General features: G+C 68.3%; 27 protein-coding genes. 12 read left to right on the top strand and 15 right to left on the bottom strand.

Annotated elements, in window-relative coordinates; all coding sequences use genetic code 11:
• Positions 1-24: 24 nt before the first annotated feature.
• Positions 25-939, top strand: a complete 915-nt coding sequence (gene cysD / locus HRC28_RS23565) for a sulfate adenylyltransferase subunit CysD (RefSeq protein ID WP_182377786.1) — start codon at positions 25-27, stop codon at positions 937-939.
• Positions 939-2219, top strand: a complete 1281-nt coding sequence (locus HRC28_RS23570; protein WP_237111631.1) for a GTP-binding protein — start codon at positions 939-941, stop codon at positions 2217-2219. Before cysD ends, HRC28_RS23570 begins: the two co-directional genes overlap by 1 nt.
• 61 nt (positions 2220-2280) lie before the next feature.
• Here HRC28_RS23570 and HRC28_RS23575 read toward each other — a convergent pair whose 3' ends face one another.
• Genes HRC28_RS23575 through HRC28_RS23590 form a run of 4 tightly spaced genes read right to left on the bottom strand, consistent with a single transcriptional unit; the run spans position 2281 to position 4628 of the window.
• Positions 2281-3240, bottom strand: a complete 960-nt coding sequence (locus HRC28_RS23575; RefSeq protein WP_182377787.1) for a folate-binding protein YgfZ — start codon at positions 3238-3240, stop codon at positions 2281-2283.
• Positions 3237-3713 (bottom strand): adenylyltransferase/cytidyltransferase family protein, encoded by a 477-nt coding sequence (locus tag HRC28_RS23580; protein WP_182377788.1) that lies wholly within the window; start codon positions 3711-3713, stop codon positions 3237-3239. The genes HRC28_RS23575 and HRC28_RS23580 overlap by 4 nt, the downstream gene beginning before the upstream one ends.
• Positions 3710-4141: a Fur family transcriptional regulator gene (locus tag HRC28_RS23585; RefSeq protein WP_182377789.1), complete on the bottom strand. Its 432-nt coding sequence runs from the start codon at positions 4139-4141 to the stop codon at positions 3710-3712. Before HRC28_RS23585 ends, HRC28_RS23580 begins: the two co-directional genes overlap by 4 nt.
• Positions 4134-4628, bottom strand: coding sequence for an FABP family protein (locus tag HRC28_RS23590; protein WP_182377790.1), 495 nt, complete (start codon positions 4626-4628; stop codon positions 4134-4136). The genes HRC28_RS23585 and HRC28_RS23590 overlap by 8 nt, the downstream gene beginning before the upstream one ends.
• 51 nt (positions 4629-4679) lie before the next feature.
• Here HRC28_RS23590 and HRC28_RS23595 point away from each other — a divergent pair, with 51 nt between their 5' ends.
• From HRC28_RS23595 to HRC28_RS23615, 5 genes are all read left to right on the top strand, one after another.
• Positions 4680-5042 (top strand): DsrE family protein, encoded by a 363-nt coding sequence (locus HRC28_RS23595; RefSeq protein WP_182377791.1) that lies wholly within the window; start codon positions 4680-4682, stop codon positions 5040-5042.
• 27 nt (positions 5043-5069) lie between these two features.
• The gene (locus tag HRC28_RS23600) at positions 5070-5930 is read left to right on the top strand and encodes an SGNH/GDSL hydrolase family protein (protein WP_182377792.1); all 861 of its coding nucleotides are present in this window, start codon (positions 5070-5072) and stop codon (positions 5928-5930) included.
• Positions 5931-5937: 7 nt separating this feature from the next.
• Positions 5938-6366 (top strand): D-aminoacyl-tRNA deacylase, encoded by a 429-nt coding sequence (dtd, locus tag HRC28_RS23605; protein ID WP_182377793.1) that lies wholly within the window; start codon positions 5938-5940, stop codon positions 6364-6366.
• Positions 6367-6459: 93 nt separating this feature from the next.
• Positions 6460-6735 carry an AbrB/MazE/SpoVT family DNA-binding domain-containing protein gene (locus HRC28_RS23610; protein ID WP_182377794.1) on the top strand — a complete coding sequence of 92 codons (276 nt, stop codon included), beginning with the start codon at positions 6460-6462 and terminating at the stop codon, positions 6733-6735.
• Positions 6732-7130, top strand: a complete 399-nt coding sequence (locus HRC28_RS23615) for a PIN domain-containing protein (protein ID WP_182377795.1) — start codon at positions 6732-6734, stop codon at positions 7128-7130. The genes HRC28_RS23610 and HRC28_RS23615 overlap by 4 nt, the downstream gene beginning before the upstream one ends.
• Positions 7131-7143: 13 nt before the next feature.
• Here HRC28_RS23615 and HRC28_RS23620 read toward each other — a convergent pair whose 3' ends face one another.
• From HRC28_RS23620 to HRC28_RS23640, 5 genes are all read right to left on the bottom strand, one after another.
• Positions 7144-7611 (bottom strand): DUF4395 domain-containing protein, encoded by a 468-nt coding sequence (locus tag HRC28_RS23620; protein WP_182377796.1) that lies wholly within the window; start codon positions 7609-7611, stop codon positions 7144-7146.
• On the bottom strand, positions 7608-8075 hold the full coding sequence (locus HRC28_RS25695; protein WP_182377797.1) for a thioredoxin family protein: 468 nt from the start codon (positions 8073-8075) through the stop codon (positions 7608-7610). The genes HRC28_RS23620 and HRC28_RS25695 overlap by 4 nt, the downstream gene beginning before the upstream one ends.
• A 95-nt stretch (positions 8076-8170) precedes the next feature.
• On the bottom strand, positions 8171-8479 hold the full coding sequence (locus HRC28_RS23630) for a DUF1416 domain-containing protein (protein ID WP_182377798.1): 309 nt from the start codon (positions 8477-8479) through the stop codon (positions 8171-8173).
• Entirely contained in the window at positions 8479-9327 is an 849-nt protein-coding gene (locus HRC28_RS23635) for a sulfurtransferase (protein WP_182377799.1), read from the bottom strand. The genes HRC28_RS23630 and HRC28_RS23635 overlap by 1 nt, the downstream gene beginning before the upstream one ends.
• A 362-nt stretch (positions 9328-9689) precedes the next feature.
• Positions 9690-11513: a DUF4012 domain-containing protein gene (locus tag HRC28_RS23640; RefSeq protein WP_182377800.1), complete on the bottom strand. Its 1824-nt coding sequence runs from the start codon at positions 11511-11513 to the stop codon at positions 9690-9692.
• A 142-nt stretch (positions 11514-11655) separates the two neighbouring features.
• Between HRC28_RS23640 and HRC28_RS23645 the strand changes: the two genes are divergently transcribed.
• Positions 11656-13065, top strand: coding sequence for a polysaccharide biosynthesis tyrosine autokinase (locus HRC28_RS23645; protein WP_182377801.1), 1410 nt, complete (start codon positions 11656-11658; stop codon positions 13063-13065).
• On the opposite strand, the gene HRC28_RS23650 is transcribed toward HRC28_RS23645, so the two are convergent.
• The 3 genes from HRC28_RS23650 to HRC28_RS23660 form a co-directional block, all read right to left on the bottom strand.
• Positions 13066-13833, bottom strand: a complete 768-nt coding sequence (locus HRC28_RS23650) for a class I SAM-dependent methyltransferase (protein WP_182377802.1) — start codon at positions 13831-13833, stop codon at positions 13066-13068.
• Positions 13834-13918: 85 nt separating this feature from the next.
• Positions 13919-15166: a glycosyltransferase 61 family protein gene (locus HRC28_RS23655; RefSeq protein ID WP_182377803.1), complete on the bottom strand. Its 1248-nt coding sequence runs from the start codon at positions 15164-15166 to the stop codon at positions 13919-13921.
• Positions 15163-16167, bottom strand: coding sequence for a glycosyltransferase family 2 protein (locus HRC28_RS23660; protein WP_182377804.1), 1005 nt, complete (start codon positions 16165-16167; stop codon positions 15163-15165). Before HRC28_RS23660 ends, HRC28_RS23655 begins: the two co-directional genes overlap by 4 nt.
• Positions 16168-16272: 105 nt before the next feature.
• Here HRC28_RS23660 and HRC28_RS23665 point away from each other — a divergent pair, with 105 nt between their 5' ends.
• Positions 16273-17316, top strand: a complete 1044-nt coding sequence (locus tag HRC28_RS23665; protein ID WP_182377805.1) for a putative sugar O-methyltransferase — start codon at positions 16273-16275, stop codon at positions 17314-17316.
• A gap of 24 nt (positions 17317-17340) precedes the next feature.
• On the opposite strand, the gene HRC28_RS23670 is transcribed toward HRC28_RS23665, so the two are convergent.
• Entirely contained in the window at positions 17341-18402 is a 1062-nt protein-coding gene (locus tag HRC28_RS23670) for a sulfotransferase (protein ID WP_182377806.1), read from the bottom strand.
• A 116-nt stretch (positions 18403-18518) separates the two neighbouring features.
• Between HRC28_RS23670 and HRC28_RS23675 the strand changes: the two genes are divergently transcribed.
• From HRC28_RS23675 to HRC28_RS23685, 3 genes are read left to right on the top strand one after another with little or no spacing between them, the layout of a single operon-like run.
• Positions 18519-19235, top strand: a complete 717-nt coding sequence (locus HRC28_RS23675; RefSeq protein ID WP_182377807.1) for a hypothetical protein — start codon at positions 18519-18521, stop codon at positions 19233-19235.
• Entirely contained in the window at positions 19232-19489 is a 258-nt protein-coding gene (locus HRC28_RS23680) for a phosphopantetheine-binding protein (RefSeq protein WP_182377808.1), read from the top strand. Before HRC28_RS23675 ends, HRC28_RS23680 begins: the two co-directional genes overlap by 4 nt.
• A complete protein-coding gene (locus tag HRC28_RS23685) occupies positions 19486-20223 on the top strand; it encodes an SDR family oxidoreductase (protein WP_182377809.1) in 738 nt (245 codons plus the stop codon). The genes HRC28_RS23680 and HRC28_RS23685 overlap by 4 nt, the downstream gene beginning before the upstream one ends.
• A 35-nt stretch (positions 20224-20258) precedes the next feature.
• On the opposite strand, the gene HRC28_RS23690 is transcribed toward HRC28_RS23685, so the two are convergent.
• On the bottom strand, positions 20259-21515 hold the full coding sequence (locus tag HRC28_RS23690) for an oligosaccharide flippase family protein (RefSeq protein ID WP_182377810.1): 1257 nt from the start codon (positions 21513-21515) through the stop codon (positions 20259-20261).
• Positions 21515-22780 (bottom strand): hypothetical protein, encoded by a 1266-nt coding sequence (locus tag HRC28_RS23695; protein WP_182377811.1) that lies wholly within the window; start codon positions 22778-22780, stop codon positions 21515-21517. Before HRC28_RS23695 ends, HRC28_RS23690 begins: the two co-directional genes overlap by 1 nt.
• Positions 22781-22846: the final 66 nt, after the last annotated feature.

Raw genomic sequence — 22846 nt, forward strand, 5'->3', positions numbered from 1 at the left:
GGCGCTGCATGGCACGATGCGCGGGTGACTCAGACACGTACCGACTACCGCCTGAGCCAGCTGGACCAGCTGGAGGCCGAGTCGATCCACATCTTCCGCGAGGTTGCGGCCGAGTTCGAGAAGCCGGTCCTGATGTTCTCGGGCGGCAAGGACTCCATCGTGATGCTCCGCCTGGCGGAGAAGGCGTTCTTCCCGGCGAAGATCCCGTTCTCGATCCTGCAGGTGGACACCGGCCTGGACTTCCCCGAGGTCATGGAGACCCGTGACCGCTGGGTCAGCCGCCTCGGCGTGAACCTCGTGGTGGCGAGCATCGACGACGCGATCAAGAACGGGATCATCCCCGACGCCGCGAAGATCAGCCGCAACCGCCTCCAGATCCCGACCCTGCTCAACGCGATCGAGGAGAACGGCTTCACCGCCGCCTTCGGTGGCGGACGCCGCGACGAGGAGAAGGCCCGCGCCAAGGAGCGCGTCTACTCCCACCGCGACGAGTTCGGCCAGTGGGACCCGAAGATGCAGCGCCCCGAGCTGTGGAGCCTCTACAACGGGCGCCTCCACGAGGGCGAGCACATGCGGATCTTCCCGATCTCGAACTGGACCGAGCTGGACGTCTGGGACTACATCGGTCGCGAGAACATCGAGATCCCCAACATCTACTTCAGCCACCAGCGCCGCGTCTTCGAACGCGACGGCATGCTGATGACCGAGACCCCGCTCAACCCGCTGCGCGACGGCGAGGTCGTCACGGAGCGCACCGTCCGCTACCGCACCTGCGGCGACATCACCCTGACCGGCTGCGTCGAGAGCACCGCCTCCACGATCGCGGAGATCATCGACGAGGTCGCCGTGGCGAAGAAGACCGAGCGCGGCGCCACCCGTGGCGACGACCGGTTCTCCGAGGCCGCCATGGAAGACCGCAAGAAGGAAGGCTACTTCTGATGGGCATCGACACCACGCGGGACACCACGCACCGCATGGACCTGCTGCGCTTTGCCACCGCAGGTTCGGTGGACGACGGGAAGTCGACCCTCATCGGGCGCCTCCTGCTCGACTCGAAGGCGATCTTCGAGGACCAGCTTGAGGCCGTCGAGGCCACGAGCACGGCCAAGGGCTACGACTACACCGACCTGGCGCTGTTGACCGACGGGCTGCGCTCGGAACGCGAGCAGGGCATCACCATCGATGTCGCCTACCGCTACTTCGCGACGCCGAACCGCAAGTTCATCATCGCCGACACCCCGGGCCACGTGCAGTACACCCGCAACATGGTCACCGGCGCCTCGACCGCCGACCTCGGCCTGGTGCTCGTCGACGCCCGCCAGGGCCTGACCGAGCAGTCCCGCCGCCACGCAGTGATCCTGTCGCTGCTCCGGGTCCCGCACCTGGTGCTGGCCGTCAACAAGATGGACCTCGTCGACTACGACCAGAAGGTCTACGACGACATCTACCGTGAGTTCACGCAGTTCGCGACCAAGCTGAACGTGCCGGACCTCGAGGTCATCCCGATCTCGGCGCTGTCGGGCGACAACGTCGTGAACCGCTCCGAGAACATGCCGTGGTACTCCGGTCCCACGCTGATGCACCACCTCGAGCACGTGCACGTCGCGTCCGACCGCGACCTGATCGACGCCCGGTTCCCGGTGCAGTACGTCATCCGGCCCAAGTCCGACGAGTACCACGACTACCGCGGCTACGCCGGACAGGTCGCCGGTGGCGTCCTGAAGCCCGGCGACGAGGTCGTCGTACTGCCCTCGGGCATGACGTCGAAGATCTCGAAGATCGACCTCTTCGACGAGGACATCGCCGAAGCGTTCCCGCCGATGAGCGTGACCATCCACCTCGAGGATGACGTCGACGTCTCGCGCGGCGACATGATCGCTCGCGTGCGGAATGCGCCGACGCCGACCCAGGACATCGACGCGATGATCTGCTGGATGACGACCGCACCGCTGCTGCCCCGCCAGAAGCTGGCGATCAAGCACACGACCCGCACGGGTCGGGCGCTGGTGAAGGACATCCAGTACCGCCTGGACGTCAACACGCTGCACCGCGATCAGGAGACCAAGGAACTCGGCGTCAACGAGATCGGTCGCGTCACGCTGCGTACGACGGTCCCGCTGCTCGTCGACCCGTACTCGAAGAACCGCACCACCGGGTCCTTCATCCTGATCGACGAGGCGACCGGCATCACCGTCGGCGCCGGCATGATCAACGGCTGACTCGCACAGCAAACGGCGCCCGTCCCCTGAGGGGGCGGGCGCCGTGCCATTTTTGCGGGCGTTACCGCCGGGGCCGGAAGTGCAGCCCGACCTCGGGGTCGACCAGGACCTCCTGGGCGGCCGGCAGGCCGTCGACCTCGAGCTGCACGGTGATGTCCGTGTTGCGCTTGAGCAGGGCCAGCGCGATCGGGCCGAGTTCGTGGTGCCGCGCCGAGGAGCCCACGGCCCCGACCGCACGACCGCCGTCAGCGGGGACGATCTCGGAGCCGGGCTTCGGCAGCCGGTTCTCCGAACCGTCCAGGTGCAGCAACGTCAGCCGGCGCGGGGGACGGCCGATGTTGTGGACGCGCGCCACCGTCTCCTGTCCGCGGTAGCAGCCCTTGTCCATGTGGACGGCCGACCACGGTTCCTCGCTCGCCAGCCAGCCGACCTCGTTCGGAATGGTGCGCTCGTCGGTGTCGAGACCGAAGCGCGGCTCGCCCCGCTCGATCCGCAACGCCTCGAACGCCCAGAAGCCCGCCGCCGGCCCGGCCGCTTCGGCGTACGTCGCCAGCTGCTCCCGCGGGACGAGGTCGTACTTGCCGGGCGGGCGCCAGGCCACCGCGAGGTCGCCGGTCACGTCGCTCATCTCGACGCGGCTCATGAACTTCATCCGTTCGAGGTACTCGATCAGTGCCGCCGCACGACCGGGTTCGGTGTGCGCCGTGAACGACTCGCCGTCGTCGACGCCGGTGAACGCGTGCTCGACGTGCCCCTGCGGGCTGAGCACCAGCGCGGAGATCCAGCGGCCGGGCTCGAGGCCCTCGAAGAACTGGGTGGTGAGGGCGTGCAGCCAGGTCAGCCGGTCCGGGCCGCTGATCCGCAGCACGTCACGGTGGGACAGGTCGACGAAGCCCTCGCCGGCCGCGAGTGCGCGCTGTTCGCCGAACAGGCTGCCGTAGTGGGCGGCCACGCCGGCGTCGATGCCGTCGCCGGCGACGGCACCCGGAAGGGCGAGGAGCGGGCTGGTGGGGCTGGTCATGTGAGATCCCTGTAGTGCTCGAGGAGTCGGGTGAGGGTGCCGAGCGCGGTCTGCATCTCCTCGATGTGGATCGGGTCGAGGGTGCGCAGCATTTCCTTGATGTCCGTGCTGGACACCCCGGAGGTGCGGGGCAGGTACTTCACTTCACAAACGTCCGCGAGGTCGTCGAACTTCCCCGCCCAGTCGTCGCCCATCACGAAGAGGTCGACGCCGTGGTTGATGATGTCCGATCGCTTCTGCTCCCACGAGCCCTCCGGGATCACCAGATCCACGCCGCGGATCGCACCGACGATGGCGGAACGGTCCTCGTACGACACGACAGACTTCTTGCCCTTGCCGGCGTTGAACTCGTCGGTGGAGACCGCGACGATGAGCCGGTCCCCCAGCGCAGCCAACCGCTCGATGAGGCGCAGGTGGCCGATGTGGAACAGGTCGAACGTGCCATAGGTCAGCACGGTTCGCGGGGCGGTCATCGGGTTTCTCCTTCGCAGGTGGCACAACGGCCGAAAACAGTGAGGTGCCCGAGGTCCGGGGTGAAGCCGCGTGCGGCGAGGGCGTCGACGAACGGCGCCGCCTCGGCGGTGTCGATCGAGGTGACCGCCTGGCAGCCGCGGCAGACCAGATGGAAGTGCTCGTGGCCGCGCGTCGAGTGGTAGGTCGGCGCCCGGTCTGAGAGGTGCGCGTGTCGCACGAGGCCGATCTCCTCCAGCACCTCGAGGGTGCGGTAGACCGTGGAGGCATTCACGGCGCTGGCCGTGACCTGGACCCTGGCCAGCACTTCGTCCGGTGTGGCGTGGCCGAGCTCGTCGACCGCCGCCAGGATCAGTTCGCGCTGCGGGGTGAGCCGATATCCGCGATCACGGAGCGCGGCTCGCCAGTCCTTGTCAGTGCCGTCAGGCACGCTGGAGCCTCGCCCAGAGGTGTGGCTGCAGGGCCTGGCCCATCGCGGCCATGTCGTAGGCGTAGAGCAGGTCGCCCTCGACGTTGCCGTAGAGGCGTCGACCGGCGGTGTACTCCTTGGCGGTCTCGGTGCGCGCCACGGCGTCGGTGACCATCTCGAACTTGCCGTTGCTGGCCTCGGCCGTCCAGATCTCCGCGAAGCCCGTGTTGTGGGTCAGCAGCACCTCGAACTTGCCGTCGCCGACGGCGCGGATGAAGCCGGTCTCGATGGCCGCGTCGCGGACCTTCTCCCCCGCTTCGTCGATGATCCAGGCGCGCGCCATGTAGTGGAAGAACGGTCGGCCGTCATGGGTGAAGATCAGTTCCTGGCCGAACTCGAACTTCTCGATCGTCGGGTAGTCGCCGTGGCCGTTGCCACGCCACGTGCCGAGCATCCACGCGATGGGACCACAGTTGGGGTGCAGGTTCTCGGGAAGTTCGAAGGCCACGTCCTCCAGTCTAGGAGTCCGGACGACGACAGGGTCTCTAGGCTGGTCCGCATGGCACGCGAGTTGGTTGTGAAGGTCACCTGTGGCGTCGACGAGCCCGAGCGGTGCAACCAGGGCTTCACGGTCGCGGCCACCGCCGCAGCTTCCGGCATCCCCGTGTCGCTGTGGTTGACGGGCGAGGCTGCGTGGCTCGCGGTGCCCGGTCGCGCCGCGGAACTCGAGCTGCCGCTCGCCACTCCGATCGCTGACCTGCTCGACGCCGTGGTGACGGCCGGCTCCGTCACGGTGTGCGCCCAGTGCGCCGCGCGACGTTCCCTCACGGTCGAGGACCTGATCGACGGCGTCCGGATCGCCGGCGCTCCCGTGTTCGTCGAAGAAGTGACCCGGGACGGCGTACAGGCGCTGGTCTACTGACCGTCGCGCCCACCTATGCTTTCGCGCGTGGCGCGTCTCCCTGCTCTCGTACTGGCCCTCGGTCTCACCGGCGCCCTCCTCTCGGCCTGCGGACCCGACGAAGACGGCACCGACACCGAACCCCTCCGGAAGTACGTCGCCATCGGTGACTCCTACACGGCTGCGCCAGGCATCGGCAGCACCGACGTCGACGACGGTTGCCTGCGATCGGCCAACAACTACCCGCATCTGGTCGCCTCGGAGCTCAAGTTCTCGCTGAGCGACGTCAGTTGCTCGGGAGCGACGTCCGGGGCCGTCGAGGAGCAGCAGACGAACGCCATCGGCACCCTCGAGCCGCAGATCGACGCCGTCGACGAGGACACCGACGTGATCACCGTCGGGATCGGGGCCAACGACTTCAACCTGATCGGCCGGATCGTGGTCGGCTGCCCCAGCCTCGCCCGCAAGACCCCCGACGGGCAGCCGTGCACCGATCTCGACGCGCTCACCGGTGCGAACCGTGTGGAGAGCCGCCTGCTCGAGGTGAAGGACCATCTCGTCGGGGTCATCACCACACTGCAGGAGCGCGCGCCCGACGCACAGATCCTCGTCGTCGGCTATCCGCAGATCTTCCCTGCCACCAAGGGGTGCGTGAACCTCGGGTTTGCGAGCGGCGACATCGCCTTTGCCCGCGCCTTCAACACCGGCCTCAACACGGCGTTGTCGTCGGCCGCGAAGCAGACCGATGTCGTGTACGTCGACGTGTTCGGCGCCACCGAGGGCCACGACATCTGCGGCAAGGACCCGTGGGTTGCCGGCGCGAAGCCCGAGGAGGACGGGCTCGCCTATCACCCCTATGCCCCCGAGCAGGAACTCATCGCCCAACTGGTGACCGACGCACTGAACTGATGAGCTGATGCGTGCCGTCCTGCAGCGGGTCTCCTCCGCATCCGTCGTCGTCGACGGATCGGTGGTCGGCGCCATCGACGTCCCCGGCCTGTTGGTGTACCTCGGGGTCACGCACGACGACGGCCCGGCCGAGGTCGCTTGGATGGCCCGCAAGATCGGCGACCTCCGCATCCTCGACGACGAGAAGTCCGTCAGCGAGGTCGGCGCTCCGGTCCTGATGGTCTCGCAGTTCACCTTGTACGGCGACGCGCGCAAGGGCCGTCGTCCCACCTGGATCGCCGCAGCGCCGGGTGCCGTCAGCGAGCCGCTCTACGACGCGGTGTGCGCAGCCCTCGAGGCCGCTGGCACCCACGTCGAACGGGGCGTGTTCGGCGCCCACATGGAGGTGTCGTCGGTGAACGACGGTCCCTTCACGGTCGTCCTCGAGACGCCCTGATTCAGGCGTGCACTGACGGAAATCTCCTTGCCCTGCTCGAGTCAGTCGCTTACCGTGAAGGTAAGGCGAAGCGGTTCCAGGTAAGGAGCGGGCATGTCACAAGCAACGATGACGAGCAAGGGCCAGATCACGGTCCCCAAGGAGATCCGTGATGATCTTCGACTGGTGGCCGGGTCCAAGGTGATGTTCGTGCGGCTCGGCCCGGGCAACTACCGGATGGTTGCTCGCACCGGGAAGATCCAGGACCTCTTCGGCATCCTGCACCGTCCGGGTCAGCGGGCCCTCACGATCGAAGAGATCAACGATGGCATCGCCGAAGGAGCCGCCGAGAGCGGGATGCGAGGAGTCCACGACGAGGACCCGCAGTGATCGGCATCGACACCAACGTGTTGGTCCGTGCCTTCGCCGAGGAGGAGGACGCAGCGACTGCCGAGTTGGCGCGCGAGGTCCTTCGAGCACTGACTCCGGAGGAGCCAGGCTTCATCGCCCAGGTCACGATGGCCGAGCTCTACTGGGTGCTTTCCAGCCGCTACCGGTTCGACAAGCAATCCTGCCTCGAGGTGATCCGTGGTCTGATCCAGGCCGAGTCCCTCGAGTTCGATGACGGCGAAGGAGTCGTCCGCGCTCTGGCCCTCGCCGAGGAGGGCGCCGATTTCCCCGACGCCCTGATCCAGGGATCGATGGAACTGTTCGGCATCAGCGAAACCGTCACCCTCGATCGGGCCGCATCCCGCGCCCTCGGCTGGCGCCTGCTCGGCGCCTGACCGGCCCTGCCGATCAGGCCGTACGACGCGTCGCGCGCAGGCCGAGCAGGTACATCTCGCAGCCGAGGCAGAACGCGAAGACGGCGTTGAGGAACGCCGCGATGACAGCGAACCCGGCGAAGACCTGACCGAGCAGCACGGCACCGGTCGCGAAGCCGATGGTGGCGCCGATCGCGAACACCAGGCCGACGGCCTGGGCGAAGCGCGGCGGCGTCGGGTCCTCGAGTTCGGTCGGCAGTGCGAGCCGCGGACGGATCAGGCTCCGGAAGAACAGTCCGGTCGGCGTCTTCTGCACGCCCAGCCCGGCGCCGATGGCGAAGAACACTGCCTGCACGCCGGTGATGACAGCAGCAACGCCCGGCGCGGACTCGGACAGCAGCAGCGCGACAGCGAAGATCACGAGAGTCACCGACGCGGTGAATCGCGGGCCGCGCGGATCAATGCCCTGACTGACCACGCGCGTGGAGGTGGTGCTGGTCATGACGTCTCCTGGGAGCTGGACGGAAGGGCTGCGAGCACCTGCTCGCGACGGGGTGCTCCGGCTGCACGGGTGAGTTCGTTGCCGGCAGCGTCGAGGATCAGGGTGGTCGGCGTACGACGGATGTCGAGTGCCCGGACCAGTGCGAGGTGCTCCTCGGCGTCGATCTCCAGGTGGGCCACGCCGTCGTACCGGTCGGCGACGTCGGCGAGGACGACGCGGGTGGTGCGACAGGGGGCACAGAAGGCGCTGGAGAACTGCACGAGGGTGGCCTGCTCCCCCAGCTCGGCGGACGGGAGGGCGGCCGTGACGGAGGACCAGGCGGAGTCCTCGCTGGTCGAGCCTGTCGAGACCACCTCATCCACCGGCAGCGCCTCACCGAAGTGGCCGTCGACCCGTCGCCGGTGCAGGCCGAAGGCCACCGCCACGAGGACGGCGAGCACGAGGATCAGCAGACCGGGGTTCACAAGAGGCTCCAACGCCGACGGCGGCTCCCGGATTCCGGAAGCCGCCGTCGGGTTTCGAGGCTCGCTGACGCTCGCACCTCAACCACCGAGTTGAATCAGATGTTGATCTGGACCTCGGCGACCGTGCCGGTCGCCGCCGTGACAGCGGAGTCGACCGGGTCGGCCTTCGGGGCCAGGGTGCGCAGGGTCCACTCGCCGTCGCCGGCGAAGAAGCGGAAGTGGCCCGTCGCGGAGGTCGGGACCTCAGCGGTGAACTCGCCGCTCTTGTCGAGCAGGCGCACGTAGGCACCGGAGACCGGCGTGGCGTCCTCGCCCGTGCCCCGCAGGACCTGGCCCTGGATGACGGCTTCCTTGGTGACGTTGATGCCCTCGAGGGACAGGCCGCCGATGACCGCGCCGCACATCAGGCGACACCCGGCTCGTCGCCGAGAGCGATCGGAACGCCGACGAGGGAGCCGTACTCGGTCCACGAGCCGTCGTAGTTCTTGACGTTCTTCTTGCCGAGCAGCTCCTGCAGCACGAACCAGGTGAGCGAGGAACGCTCACCGATGCGGCACAGGGCGATGGTGTCGAGCGACTCGTCGAAGCCGACCTCGGCGTACAGGGCCTGCAGGTCCGCCTCGGACTTGAAGGTGCCGTCGTCGTTCGCGTTCTTGCTCCAGGGCACGTTCACCGAGGTGGGGACGTGGCCGGCGCGCTGCGACTGCTCCTGCGGGAGGTGGGCCGGCGCGAGGAGGCGACCGGCGTACTCGTCGGGGCTGCGGACGTCGACGAGGTTCTGCACGCTGATGGCGGCGACGACCTCGTCACGGAAGGCACGGATCGCGGTGTTCTGCTCCTGCGCGACGTAGGTGGTCGCGGTGCGGGTCGGCAGCTCGTCGGTCAGCTCGCGGCTGTCCAGCTCCCACTTCTTGCGGCCACCGTCCATGAGCTTGACGTCGTTGTGGCCGTAGAGCGTGAAGTACCAGTAGGCGTAGGCAGCGAACCAGTTGTTGTTGCCGCCGTACAGGATCACGGTGTCGTCGTTGGAGACGCCGCGGGCCGACAGCAGGGCCTCGAACTGCTCCTTGTTGACGAAGTCGCGACGGACCTGGTCCTGGAGGTCGGTGGTCCAGTCGAGCTTGATCGCGCCGGCGATGTGGCCCTTGTCGTAGGCGGTGGTGTCCTCGTCGACCTCGATGAGAACGACGTTCGGGGTGTTGAGGTTGTCCTCAACCCACTGGGTGGAGACGAGCGAGTTCTCGCGGCTCATGACTGATTCCTTCTGGTGGTTGCGATGTGAGGCGGATGTACGAATGGCTGGATGACTGGCTGATGACTGGTGGTCCGGCGTAGGCCGGGGAGGCGGGGCCCTGGACAGGACACGCCGGGGCTGCGTGAGTACGGCGGTGCCAAGCCCGTGCCAGGAAAGGCAGAACGGCTTGGCCCTGAACGCTCAGGCTCGGAAGGGCCCCGTCAGCAGGGTCGACACAGTGCCGAGCTGACGCGGCAGTTGTCCACCGCGCGCCGCTTGGTCAGCAGCAGGATTGTCGACATGAGGAGGAGCCTAGGCGCTTTCCCCGGCCCGGCACACTTCGCGTCTCGAATGTCGGGACGCATGTCCACATATTGGGATCAGCGGATCCGGCAGGCGGAGGGAACGGTCGCGTTCGAGGTCCCCGGGAAGGCGCCGGGGGTCACGGCGAGGTCGACATCGGCCTCCTGGCCGACACCCGAATCCATCACGAAGTCGACGCGATGGCGCCCCTGCGGCTCCAGCAGGACCCCCACCCGGGCGAGCGATCGCCCGGCGAGCTCCTCGATCACGGGGTTCACCACCCGCTGGCCGTCGATCGACAACGAGGTGAGCTTCCCGCCGACCGGCGAGGTCAGGTAGACCACGAGCAACTGGTCGCCGGGCTCGGTCCGTTGCCCGCGGATGCCCTCGCCCGTGATCGAGGGCGGCAGGTCCTCGGCGTTCGCCGGGGTGTCGCTGTGGAAGCTGATCGATCCGGCCAGCGCCTGGCGGCCGCCGATGCAGGATCGCGGGACAACCTCGGCGTCGTACTTGAGGTAGTACTGCATCTTCGACGGACCGCCGTCGTTGATGTAGATCCCGACCTGGGGTACGTCGGTGGCCTGGTCGGAGAACTCCCCCGCAATCATCGTGCCGGCGATCTCGGACTGGCTCTCCGGCTCGAAGCTGTGCATCCGGATCCGGCCCTCCTGCACCCCGGTGACGAGGCCGCGGATCGACTCGGTCGTGTTGCCGCGGCCGGCCGTGAACGCGTCGAACACCGCCTCGGCGACGGCCTGCTGGTAGTCGGTGTGGACCGCCCGGTCGTTCGTGAGGAGGTAGACGTCGTTCTCCACGGCACTGACGACGTTCCTGGCGCTGACCGGCGGGTAGCGCGGCACCTCGACGGGGCCGGTGCCGCGCAACAGATAGGCCACCGCCACCGGATCGAAGAAGAACATGCCGTCCAGACGGCCGCCGACCTCACGCTCCCAGCGCGCCCGGATGATGTCCGCCGCGCGGACGAAGTCCGGGGTCAGGGTGGCGTTGATCGGAACGACGCCGAGGATCGGTCCGAAGATCCCTCGCTCCTCCGGCGTCAGCTTCACCACCGAGGTGCCGTCCCCGGCGAGTTCGGACATGTCGGTCTGCTCGACGATGTCCACCTTGCCCTTGTGCATCCGGACCAATGACAGGGCGCCCGGCAGGCCACCACTGCTGCGCAGTTCCGCGTTGTTCTGCAGGACCATCAGGTAGAAGCGTGGGCGATCGGTCCCCATCATCTGCGGAATGATCTTCGCTGCGCGGTACGTCGACCCGAGGGTGGTCCGCGCATCGATGACCAGCGCGCTGAGCTCGTCGTACCGCTCCCGGATCGGAGCGATGAAGTGGCTCGAGTCGATCTTCGCTAGGGCGCTGGCAGCGTCGTCGAAGGCAGCCTCGCTCTGCTCCGCCGGGCCGGCCATCCCCGTGATCTGGTCGATCGGGAAGACGCCGTTGACCGGCTGGAAGGATTCGGCCTGGACCAGTTCCGCAGCCTTGGCGACCGGCGGGAGGCCGTCGCGGCCGATGTCGGCGAGCACCCGCGCAACGGTGGCGACCCCCTCTGCGTCGTCGCCGAGCAGCGGGACCGCCTCCAACAGCGTCCAGGTGAATCCGGACGTGCGGGACTCGGCGGAGTCGGCAGCCTCCTGGTAGCGCTCGGTCGCCTGGCGCACGCCGTCGGCGTCACCGCGAATCAGCGCTGCACGCAGGATCTGCGCCTGGCGGTCCACTTCCTGCAGGTGCTGGGCGGCCGACACGGCCACCCACACGCTCCAGAGCAGCCCTACGCCAAGAACACCGAGGCCGACGAGCGTCGACCTGCGCCGCAGGAGCCGGCGCAATTTCCGGCCGAACCGTTGCAGGCGAGTACCGCGACGACGGCGCACCTCAGGCGACATCGGACCGCCCATCCGCCATCTGGAAACCCTCCTGCGTACCGCACGACCGACCGATCCTCGGCCAGCCTAACGGTCCCCGGACGTCGTCCACGTAGGATCACGACGTTGTTGACAGCGTGTATCGCGTAGCAAGGACGGGGTCTTGGACTTCAAGCAGTTTCTGATGGTGTTGCGGCGTCGCTGGATCAGCGTCGCGGCACTGGTGCTGGTGGCGCTCGCCGCGAGCTCGGCCATCACCTTCACTCGCACCCCCGCCTACGAGTCGCGCTCCCAGGTCTTCCTGACGGTCGACGTCCGGGACACCACCGACGCCTACGCCGCCTCGCTGTTCGCCTCGGGTCGCGCCAGTTCGTACGCCGACCTCGCCAGCAGCACCGAGCTCGCGTCCCGGGTCATCGACCAGCTCGGGCTCGACCTGACGTCCGAGCAGCTCGCGTCCCGCATCAACGCCGAGGTCGTCGAGTCGACCTCGCTGATCGAGCTCCGCGTCAAGGACACCGACCCGCAGCGTGCGCAGCTGATCGCCGACGTGGTGACCAACGAGTTCACCAAGTACGTCGCCGACCTCGAGACGCCCACGGAGGGCAGCGCGTCACAGATCGTTGCCAAGGTGACCGACGAGGCAACCCTCAACCGCTCGCAGGTCAGCCCCGACGTCCTGTTGAACCTGGTCGTCGCCGGCCTGATCGGCCTGCTCGTCGGCGTTGCGCTCGCGGTGGCCCGCGACCTGCTCGACCGCACGATCCGCACCGCCGACGACGTTGCCGAACTCACCGAGTCGCCCGTCCTGGCCAGCATCGGCTTCGACGGCGACATCAAGTCGGCACCGCTGCTGACCGACCTCGGAGGCTTCGCGGCCCGCACCGAGGCGTTCCGCCTGCTGCGCACCAACCTGCAGTTCATCGACCTCGACCACCAGCCGCGCTGCATCGTCATCACCAGCGCCGTGCCTGGCGAGGGCAAGACGATGACGTCGACGAACCTCGCCGTCGCGCTGGCCCAGACCGGTCGCAACACACTGATCATCGACGCCGACCTCCGCCGGCCGCGCGTGGCCAGCACGCTCGGCCTGGACCCGGCCATCGGCCTGACGACCGCACTGGTCGGCAAGACCGAGATCCACGACGCCATCCAGGTCCACGAGGCCAGTGGGCTCCACGTGCTCGCCAGTGGCGCCAAGCCGCCGAACCCGACCGAGATCCTGCAGTCGAAGATCACCCAGGACCTGATCAAGCGCCTGCGGTCGTCGTACGACATGGTCATCATCGATGCCCCGCCGCTGCTGCCCGTGGCCGACGCCTCGGTCCTCGCCAAGCTGGCCGACGGCGTCATCATCGTGGTCCGCCACGGCCGGACCACCAAGGACCAGGTCAACGAGGCGATCAACCGCCTCGGCCAGGTCGGCGGCCGCCTCTACGGCGTCGTGGTCAACATGGTCGCCAAGCGTGCGGTCGGCTCGTATTACTACTACTACTACGAGGAGTCCAGCCCGGCTGGACGCCAGGCGACCGGCAAGTCGTCGTCCTCGTTGAGCGGACGCCGGAAGGCCTGATCAGGCCTTCTTGACGAAGATCATCAGCGTCGGCGCCAGCCGCGGCGGGGTCATCCGGTCCACGAACTGGGCCATCCGCCAGGCCGGCGCTGCGTGGCCGAAGTACGTCGGCTCCGAGGCGTGTCCGTAGACGACCAGTTCGTTCGGCTCCGGGAACAACCGCTTGAGGTGCTTGCGGGTGTTCATGCTGTAGCGGACCGGGAAGACGTCCTCGGCCTTGCGCTCCGGCTGGAGCTTGCGCAACACCTTGGTGTGCAGGTCGTTCGGCACCGCGCGGGCACCGATGCCGATCATTCCCCACTTGTTGGGGGTCCGGGCCGCGAACCAGCCGCCGGGCTTGAGCACGCGGAGCAACTCGCTGGCGACCTGCTCGGCGTCCTCCTCGCCCACGTGCTCCAGCACGTGGTCGGCGATGACGACGTCGAAGGACGCGTCCTCGAACGACAGCTTCTCGCCCGGCGTGATCACGTGGGCACCGGCCAGGGTCTTGTTCTCGAGAACCACCGGATCGACGTCCACCCCGTAGACCTCGCCCACCCGCTCGTGGAAGGCACGCAGCTTCTTGTGCAGGGCCGGAAGGGGCTCGGTTGCCCACAGGCCGCGCCCCGCGCCGAAGTCGAGGACCCGGCTGTCGGGCTCGAGCAGCGCGTTGACCCGGGTGTAGAACTCGATGAAGCCGTCGTGACGGGTGTAGCCACCCGCCCGCACCTCGGGGTACAGCCGGCTCAGGGTCGGGCCGGGCTGAAACGTCTCGTCCGGTGCAGTCATCTCGTTGCCTTCGCTGCTCGCAGCGCACCAGGGGTGCGCAGGTGGGGGGTCGAGGATAAGCGGTGCCGGTGCGCGACCTGGGGGGTCATCGAGATGCACCGGCGATCAGGGCGTCGAGTGCGTCGAGCACGCGAGCCGGTGGAATGGAGACGTCGTCCAGATTGCCTGCATTGGGCCCGTTCTGACCGTTCCCGCCGTCAGCGACGAGGTAGCGGTAGTCGGCGTCGATCGCCTGACAGATTGCCCACAGGCCCAGATGGACGTAGGTGCCGGGGAACATCTCGAGCACCTTCACGCCGGCGGGCGAGAAGGTGACATTGCTCAGGCCGGCACCGTGCGGCGCCAGGATGACCTCGGCGCCGTGGAAGAGGTCGATCTGCTCCTGCACGCTGAACGTGCCGGGGTCGATCATCGTGAAGCCGCGGCGCTCGAGCTCGGGCCACAGCTCGGCTTCCTGGACGTAGCGGCGGGTGCGGGGCGTCGTACCGCGGGTGATGTAGAGGCGCCGGGGTGTGTCCGGGCCACCCGCACCGGCGGTGGGTCGTAGCCGGTCGCGCAGCCACGCGACGGAGGCCGGCGGTGCCTGCAGCGCCCAGTTCGGGTTGCTCGGCACGAGGAGACGATCGGCGGAGACCGTCCGGCCGCGCTCCGGCTGGATCAGCCGCGCATCCACGCCGGCGAGCTCGAGCAGCTGGCGCTGGTAGCGGGCCTTGTGGGACACGACCACGGCGTCGTACTTCTGACCGGGCAGGGTGTCCTCGACGACGCTGAGGCGCGCGATCGCGTCGTACAGGAAGTGGTAGTAGTTCTCGCTCGTGCCGCGGGTGGTCAGGCTGAGGACCGTGCCGTCGACGTGCTCGACGGGTCCGAGGGTGGGCCGCAGGAAGATCGGGTGCTCACGCCAGTCGAACACCCCGAAGTAGGTGCTCGTCTCGTGATCGAGGACCTTGCCCGGCGTGGTGGTTGCCCCGTAGTCACCGGTCAGCCGGCCACCCGCGATCTCGAGGGTGAACGTCGCCGGCACGGTCACGGCCGGAACGGTCGGTGTCGGCACGGTCGCTTCCCGGACAGCTTCGAACAACCAGTGCGCCGCGGGCTGCCCCTGGGTCGCGGACCGGACGAGCGGCACCTCCGGCCGGCCGGGATGGAGTACGACGACACCCGGCTCCCCAGCCGCGGTGTCCACCGACCGCTCGGTTGCCCGCAACGGAACTCCCCGGCTGCCCAGCGGCCGGGAGACGATCCGGAAGAGATGTCCGAAGAGACGGGTCAGCGCCCGGTGCAGGCGCTTGAAGAACGGCCACCACGGCCGCAGTACCGAGGGAAGGCTCATCGGGAACCGATCCTGCTGATGAACCGATGCGTGGCGATCCCCGCGCGACTGTTGATCAAGGTCCGACCCGCATGACGCACGCGCGGGGACCTGATCAGTCGTCGGGCCAGCATCGCCCCGCGGCCACCGACGCGACTGAGCACGAGTTCGAGTTCACGCTCGACCTCGGCATTGAGCACAACGGACTGGGGATGCGTCAGCGGGAAGGTGAGCTCCTCGGCCGCGTGGTCACGGCGACCTTCGGCGACACCGTGCGTGGCGTCCTCACCCCAGCCGACGTTCTCGACCATGTTGACGGCGGGCGAGATCGCGAACCCGCCGAGGCTGATCATCGTCAGCCACCAGTGCTTGTCCCAGCCGTGGGTGATGGTGTCGCTCGACGCGACCGCGTCGTCGAAGTGGCGTTGGCCGGACCGCGTGACCAGCATCCCCGGCTGGGGCGTCCACGGCACGGTGCGCACGGGCGCATCGCCGCCGATGTGGTCGCGGGGGAACAGCTTGCGGTGTCGCTGCCAGCGATCGGCCCACGTCGCCCAGCCCCACACACTCGCCCACGCAGTGAACGCATAGCTGTCGCCGTCGAACAGACGGCTCGGAACACCCAGCCCGCTGCCCGAGACCTGCCACACCCGCGGCTCATCCCGGTACCGGTCGAGTAGTTCGGCTGCATAGCGGAAGAAGGACGGCGCGGCCTGGCAGTCGTCCTCCAGCACGATCGCGCTCTCCACCTGGGCGAACAACCAGTCCAGGCCGAGTTCGACATTCGCCTCGAGGCCCAGGTTCCGGTCGGCGTACCGACGGTGGACCTCGCAGGGCCAGTCGATGTCGTCCAGCACCGCACGCGTCGCCGCGCACTTCGCTGCGTCCTCCGGCCGGGAACTCCGCGGACCGTCGACGATGAGATAGAGCTCGCGGGGTCGGGCGGACCTGATCACGGCCAGCGTTCGTGCTGTCAGCTCTGGCCGGTTGAAGGCGATCAGTGCCACGGGAGTGGTGAACAAGCGGGTCCTCGAATTGGGCGTGATCCGTGCGGGGGGCCATCGGACGACGACATTCCACCAGATCCCGCGCATGTTCGTGGCCGGGTCCAGTTACAGTTTCGCCTCGTGCCCCAGATTTCCCCCACACTTGCCCGTGCCTGGTTCCGCCGTCACGCCAAGTCCAGCGCCGCTCGCGCAGGTTTCATGATCACCCGGATCGACGAAGACGGTCGAAGGGCGGTCGCTGTCAGCCACAACGACGCGGTCAGCCTTCCCGCTGGTAGCGAGGCGGCCCTGCGGCACGACAGCCCGCGCCTCGTCGAGTTGCAGGCGACGTACGACGGCCTCGACGTCGCGGCGGCGGTCCACACGCAGTGGCAGAACTCGTTCCTGAACAAGAACCTTTCGCTGGCCTGGTTCCGCGGCGACAACGCCTACGTCTGGCAGTTCCGGCAGTTCGGGCAGGCCGTCCGGATCCGGATGTACCTCGCGATGCTCGACATCCAGGAGCGCGACTCCCTCGGCCTGTTCGACAAGGTCTCCGAGGACGGCCTCTTCGGTGCCTTCACGTTCGAGTTCGGCGACCGGCCGTCGGTCAGCCGCGACCTCCTCGACAGCATCAACGAGATCAACTACCTCAACGACCAGATGGGGCTGGCCTCCATCAAGGGCCTGCGGGTGCTCGACATCGGCGCCGGCTACGGCCGCCTCGCGCACCGGATGTCCACCGCACTCCCGAACCTCGAGGCCTACGACTGCATCGACGGCGTCGCGACCTCGACGTTCCTGTGCGAGTACTACACCGGCTTCCGCGAGCTCCCGTCGTCGGTCCGCGTCGTCCCGCTGGACCAGCACCAGAAGCTCAACGAGCGGTACGACGTCGCGGTCAACATCCACAGTTTCTCGGAGTGTTCGCACGAAGCAATCCTGTGGTGGCTGGACCGGATCGCCGAGCGCGACATCGAGTGGCTGCTGATCGTTCCGAACACTCCCGACGAACTGCGCAGCACCGAGCGTGACGGCACCATGAAGCCGTTCCGCCAGGACGTGCTCGACCGTGGCTACGAACTGGTCGACGACCGGCCGATCCACCAGTCCGACGAGCTCCGCGAGCTCATCGACCTGCACGACCGCTTCTACCTGTTCCGCAAGGTCAAGCAGTCCGGCTGAACGAATCCGGCTGAACGAATCCGGCTAGATCGACCAGGTCGCGAAGGCCTGGCCGGTCAGCTGGCGCAAGCGGTCGGCCTCGGGCTTGAGCGCTGCTTCCAGCCCGGCGCGCAGGCCCGGGTCGAGCACCGGCACCTCGAGGCGGGCACCGGTCCGCTTCCAGGCAAGGTGGCTCAGGGCGCGCCGCGGCCCGGCCGGCACCCATTGGGTGGCCCGCCCCATCGGTCCACGGCGCAGTTTCAGGAGCCAGTCCGGCAGGGCACGCCGGTCCTCGCGCACGTTGAACCGGACGAAGTCGTCGGCGCTCGCATCGGGGCGCGGCAGGTCGAGGAAGTCGAAGATCCGGCCCATCGTGCCGACCACGTCGCTGGCCAGGTCGGCGAGGTCGAGGACGAGAATCTGGTCGCGGTCGAACCGGCGCAGGAAGTCCTCGAGTTGCGTGGCGTACCGACTGGAGTCGATCAGCCCGTTGGTGATCTCCTCGGGGTCCGCAAGCTCCTCCTCGAGCGTGCGGCTCGTGGCGCGCCACTGCAGCTGTTCGACGTACTCCGCCACCAGTCGCTCGATCGGGTCCCGCACCAGGTAGATCAGCCGCGCGTCCGGAATCAGGTCGGCCATCCGGTCGACCACACCGGGGAAGCACGCAGCCTTCGTGTAGAACGGCGTGGACTCGGCCCGATAACGGGTGCCCGGCTGGAACTGGTCCTGGTACGCGCCGAGCCAGGAGCGGTGATCAGGATCGGTGAAGAACCGCATCTCCTTGTCCACCGACACCGCGATCTCCGGATGGACGTCGAGGTAGTTGTGAACGCTGGTGGTGCCGGCCTTCATGGCCCCGATGACCACGAGATTGGGCAGCCGTGCGGGATCGGGATCGACGGCAACCGCGTCCCGACGAGCCTGGCGCTGGCGGGCCGGGATCCGCACCGAGCAGTTCGCGCAGGCGTCGAGCCCGTCCGCGTCCGCGGCGAGCGTCCAGCCGTTGGCGCGCAGGCCCTGCGGGGTGTTGATCGTCAGGACAGGTGGCGTACAGACGTCACACTGCATCGAAACGAATCCGTCAGTCAGACGTGCGAGAACGGTCATGGACGGTCTGCGCAACAGTGGGGGGAGGGCGACACGCCGCACACCCTAGCCCCACGACGGGGCTTGTCTGGGCCACTCCCCACGGCCCCCGGCAAAGGGCTGTGTAGTCTCACCGCGTGCGCCAGGCCCTGACGACCCTTGTGTTCCTGTTGCCGCCGAGCGGGATCAAGAACCGACTGCTCCGCAAGCTGGGCCACGACGTGCCCGACACCGCCGTCGTCGGCATCTGCCTGGTGCGCCGTGTCGACCGTTTCGAGCTCGGCGAAGGCACCTTGATCCACCACTTCAACCTGTTCCGTGACCTGCGCCTGGTGAAGACGGGCGTCGGCTGCCGGATCATGCTCTTCAACCAGATCGTCGGCGACTCCGGATACGAGCCGGGGGCGGTCCAGACGGAGAACCTGCGGACGCTGCGCATGGGCGACGACTCGCACATCATCAGCCAGCACTACCTCGACTGCGGTGGCGGCGTGGTCCTCGGCGACCAGTCGTGGGTGACGGGTATCCGGTCCACGCTGCTGTCCCACGCCTTCGACCCGACCAACGGCGGCGTCATCCTCGACCCGGTCACGATCGGCGACCGTGCCGTGGTCGCGACCTCGTGCACGATGCTGCCCGGCACCGTCGTCGGCGAGGGTGCGTTGCTCGCTGCGGGCTCGACCACCTGGACCGGCCAGGAGGTCAAGTCGGGCCACCTCAGCGGTGGCGTCCCCGCCCGGCGCCTGTCGGTGATCGACATTCCCGCACATGTCTACGGCCGCGCCCGTTACCAACGACCCGGTGACGTCGTTGGCACTCCGGAACCCCCCACATCTGAGTTGAGGTCGGAATGAACGAAGTTGAGACCAGGATCGTCGCGATCATCACGGACCTCCTGGAGCGGTCGGACCACGGTGACCTGGCGGTCACCCCCGACGTCCGCCTCCACGGAGAAGACGGACTCGGGCTGGACTCGCTCGAGACCGCCGAGCTGTCCGCGATCCTCGAGGACGAGCTGGGCACCGACCCGTTCGGCGCCGGCCTGTTGCCCGAGACCGTCGGCGAGGTCATGGCGTTCTACGCCGACCAGGCCGCGGCCACCGCATGAGTGCACCTCGCACTGTCATCGTCACCGGCGGCAGCCGTGGTCTGGGTCAGGGGATCGTCCAGTCGTTCCTCGACGCCGGCGACCGCGTGGCCACCTGCTCGCGCTCCGAGACCGACGCGGTGCGCGCCTGGCAGTCGGACCCGCAGTACGCCGACCGATTCCTGTTCCGTGAGGCCGACCTGGCCGATCGCGAGCAGTCGACCCAGTTCGTCAAGGACGTGCTGACGGAGTGGAAGTCCGTCGACGTCCTGATCAACAATGCGGGCGTCGCACGCGACGGCATCCTCGCGCTGTTCTCGGACGAGGACACCGACACGGTCATCGACCTCAACCTCAAGGCGACGATCCACGTCACCCGCCAGGTGGTCCGCAACATGCTCGTCCACGGCGGCGGCCGGATCGTCAACATCTCCTCGATCGTCGGTCTGACCGGCTACCGCGGACTGACGGTCTACGGCGCCACCAAGGCCGCCCTCGACGGGTTCACCCGGGCCCTGGCGCGCGAACTCGGCAGCCGCAAGGTCACGGTCAACAGCATCGCGTCGGGCTACCTGCGCACCGAGATGAGCCACGGCCTCGATGGCGGCCAGCTCGACCAGATCGTCCGCCGTACCCCCGCGGGTCGCCTCGGCGAGCCCGCGGACATCGCGCGTGCCATCGACTTCCTCGTCGACCCGCGCAACGACTGGATCACCGGCCAGGTCCTCGTGGTCGACGGTGGTCTGACCGCCTGATCTGCCCTACCGCCTGACGGGTCATTCGTGACTCGTCAGGCGGTACGCATTTCCGGGTGAGCCGATGCGGGCACGTCGCCGCCCTTCCAGGCAATGGCCACCCACCAGCACGCGGTGGTGACGCCCGTGCCGATCGCCATGGCCCACAGGGCTCCCTCGGCACCGCCGAGCGCGGCGCCGACGACCATGCACACACCAGCGAGCACCAGGCTGACGATGTCGGTCACCATCGCGACCTGGATCCGGTGCCGTCCGATCAGTGCTGCCCGCAGGCCGCTCTGCCCGGCCATCAGGAGCACCTTGAGGCTGACCGCCAGCATGAGCGGCTCCACGACGTCCCAGGCCTCGCCGAGCACGGCGTGGCCGATGAAGTCGGGCAGGAACACCAGCAGCGCCATGGTCAGCGCGCCGACCACGAAACAGATCAGCATCGCCCGGCGCACGTGCGGCCAGAAGCTCGCGCCGGTGTCCCGTTCCCGCGCGATGTCGGCGGCCGCCGAGGTCGAGACCGACGTCTGTACGGCGGTGCTCGGCGCCGCGAGCAGCGTGGCTGCCCGGAACGCGGCCACCGCGAGCGGACTGCTGAAGAGCGACATCAGCGATGCCGTCAGCAGCACGGTGCCGCTGGCCGCCACACCGCCGACCAGCGAGCGCCACGAGAAGCCCCAGTGCTCACGAACCCAGTCCAGTCCGTCGCGCGAGGGGACGCCGTACTGAGCGAAGACCCAGAGGGCGGCGAGGGCACCCGAGCCAGCCCAGATCGCCACCAGCCAGGTGAGCGAGTCGAGATCGAGAACGATGATCGCGCCGAAGCCGGCGGCGAGCAGGACGACCCACAGCGCATCGAGGACGATGGACTTCCCGGGCTGCTGACGGCCAATGCCGAGATAGCGCCCGACGTCGTGCACGAGCAACAACGGCATCGGTGCGGCGAGCGCGAGGATCGGCCCCGCCAGGGCGCTGTCTGCGGCCAGCAGTGCGAGCCCGGCAACCAGGCACAGGACACCGGCGACCAGTCCGATCAGGAAGGTCGAGGCCAGGATGCTGCGGGGTCGGGTGTCGGCGTCCTCGGGATGCACCACGACGGTGGTCGAGATCAGGCTGCGGATCGCCACCTGCGCGACCGTGAAGACCATCATGATCAGGCTGAAGCGACCGAAGTCCTCCGGCTCGAAGGCGTGCGCGACCCAGATCAGGGCGCCGATGTTGGAGAGGCTGGAGAGGATCTGGTCGATCGTGATCAGACCGACGCGGCGACCTGAACCCGCGGTCGTCGGGGTGGATTCGGTCATCAACTGCTCGCCGACATGGTCTGCACCAGGTCGAGGTAGCCGTCGATGAGCGTGGCGAGCTGCTCGGGCGGGAGCCGGTTGTCGTCGGTCGAGATGTTGTGGACCAGCAGGCCGCGATAGTTCAGCGTCGCCGCGAACACCACCTGGTTCGGGGCAGACGGCAGCTGGCCGCTGACGAACCGCAACCACTCGGGATCAGTCCCGGGATCGACGACGCCCATGTTGCTCACGACCACGCAGGGCGGTCCGGACGCGAGCGCGGCCGCGACCAGGGCCTTACCGGCAACGAGGTCGACGACGTGCTCGACGCGGGTGAGGTGGAAGAAGAGGTCGGCCTCGCCGCGGCCGAGCGCCTCCTTGATCGTGGAGGCGACCTCGGTCGCCAGCCCCCAGACGTCCTCGGTGTCGACCCGGTAGGGCCGACCGAGGACGGCGACCGCCATCGACGGCGGGCGCCCGGGATCGTCACTGGGCAACGAGACGTCGGCCGGAACCGAGAGGTGCAGCGCCGCCGTCGGGTCGGCCGCACACAGGTGGCGTGCCACCGAGACCAGCCAGGCGGCACCGACGGTGGAGAAGGCGCCGGAGCCGTGGACCTTCCCGGCCTTCACCAGGCTGCTCGCGCGCTCGGCGTCGAAGATCATCAACTGCAGGCGGGAGCGACGCTCACCGGACACGTCCGGCCACCAGTCCGGACCGGGCGCACCGACCTCGACGCTGCGGGACTTGAGATCGCGGAGCACCTCGATCATCTCGCGCCGATCCTGCTGCCAGGGGTAGTCCTGCCGTGTCTGCGGTGCTTCCGACAGGGACTGCTGCTCCGGGATGTCCTGCCCGTCAAGGAAGCGAACGAAGGTCTGGATCTCCGAGATCCCGATCCGGCCGTCGAAGAAGGAGTGGTGGCCGACGAACAGGACACGAGAACTGCCCTCCGTCGTACTCCGCAGGTAGCGAAGGCGCAGCGGCGTCCCGAGGTCGTAACGGATGGCCGCTTCCTCGTCGAAGACCGCGTCCCACAGGTCCTCGGTGAGCTCGCGCGTCGAGAAGAAATCCCCGTCGGTGCCGGCGTCAGCGATCGTGAGGTCCTCGCGAGCGACGGTGCGGGCGAGCACCCGCCGCGCACGGAACTCCTGCCAGCGCTGGGCGACGAACTCGACATCGAAGCAGCGATCGAGGTCCGCGCTGATCAACACGTTGGCCGGCCAGCACTGGTCGAGCAGTGTGTAGTACTTCTCGGCGACCGTCATCGATCGGTGGGAACCCACGGTTCGCTCCTCCTGGGGGGCTGGTAGCGGCGGCGTCATCCTGTCACGCGAGGCGTGGCCGCTGAC

The organism is Nocardioides sp. WS12 (assembly GCF_014108865.1).
Classification (GTDB): Bacteria; Actinomycetota; Actinomycetes; order Propionibacteriales; family Nocardioidaceae; genus Nocardioides.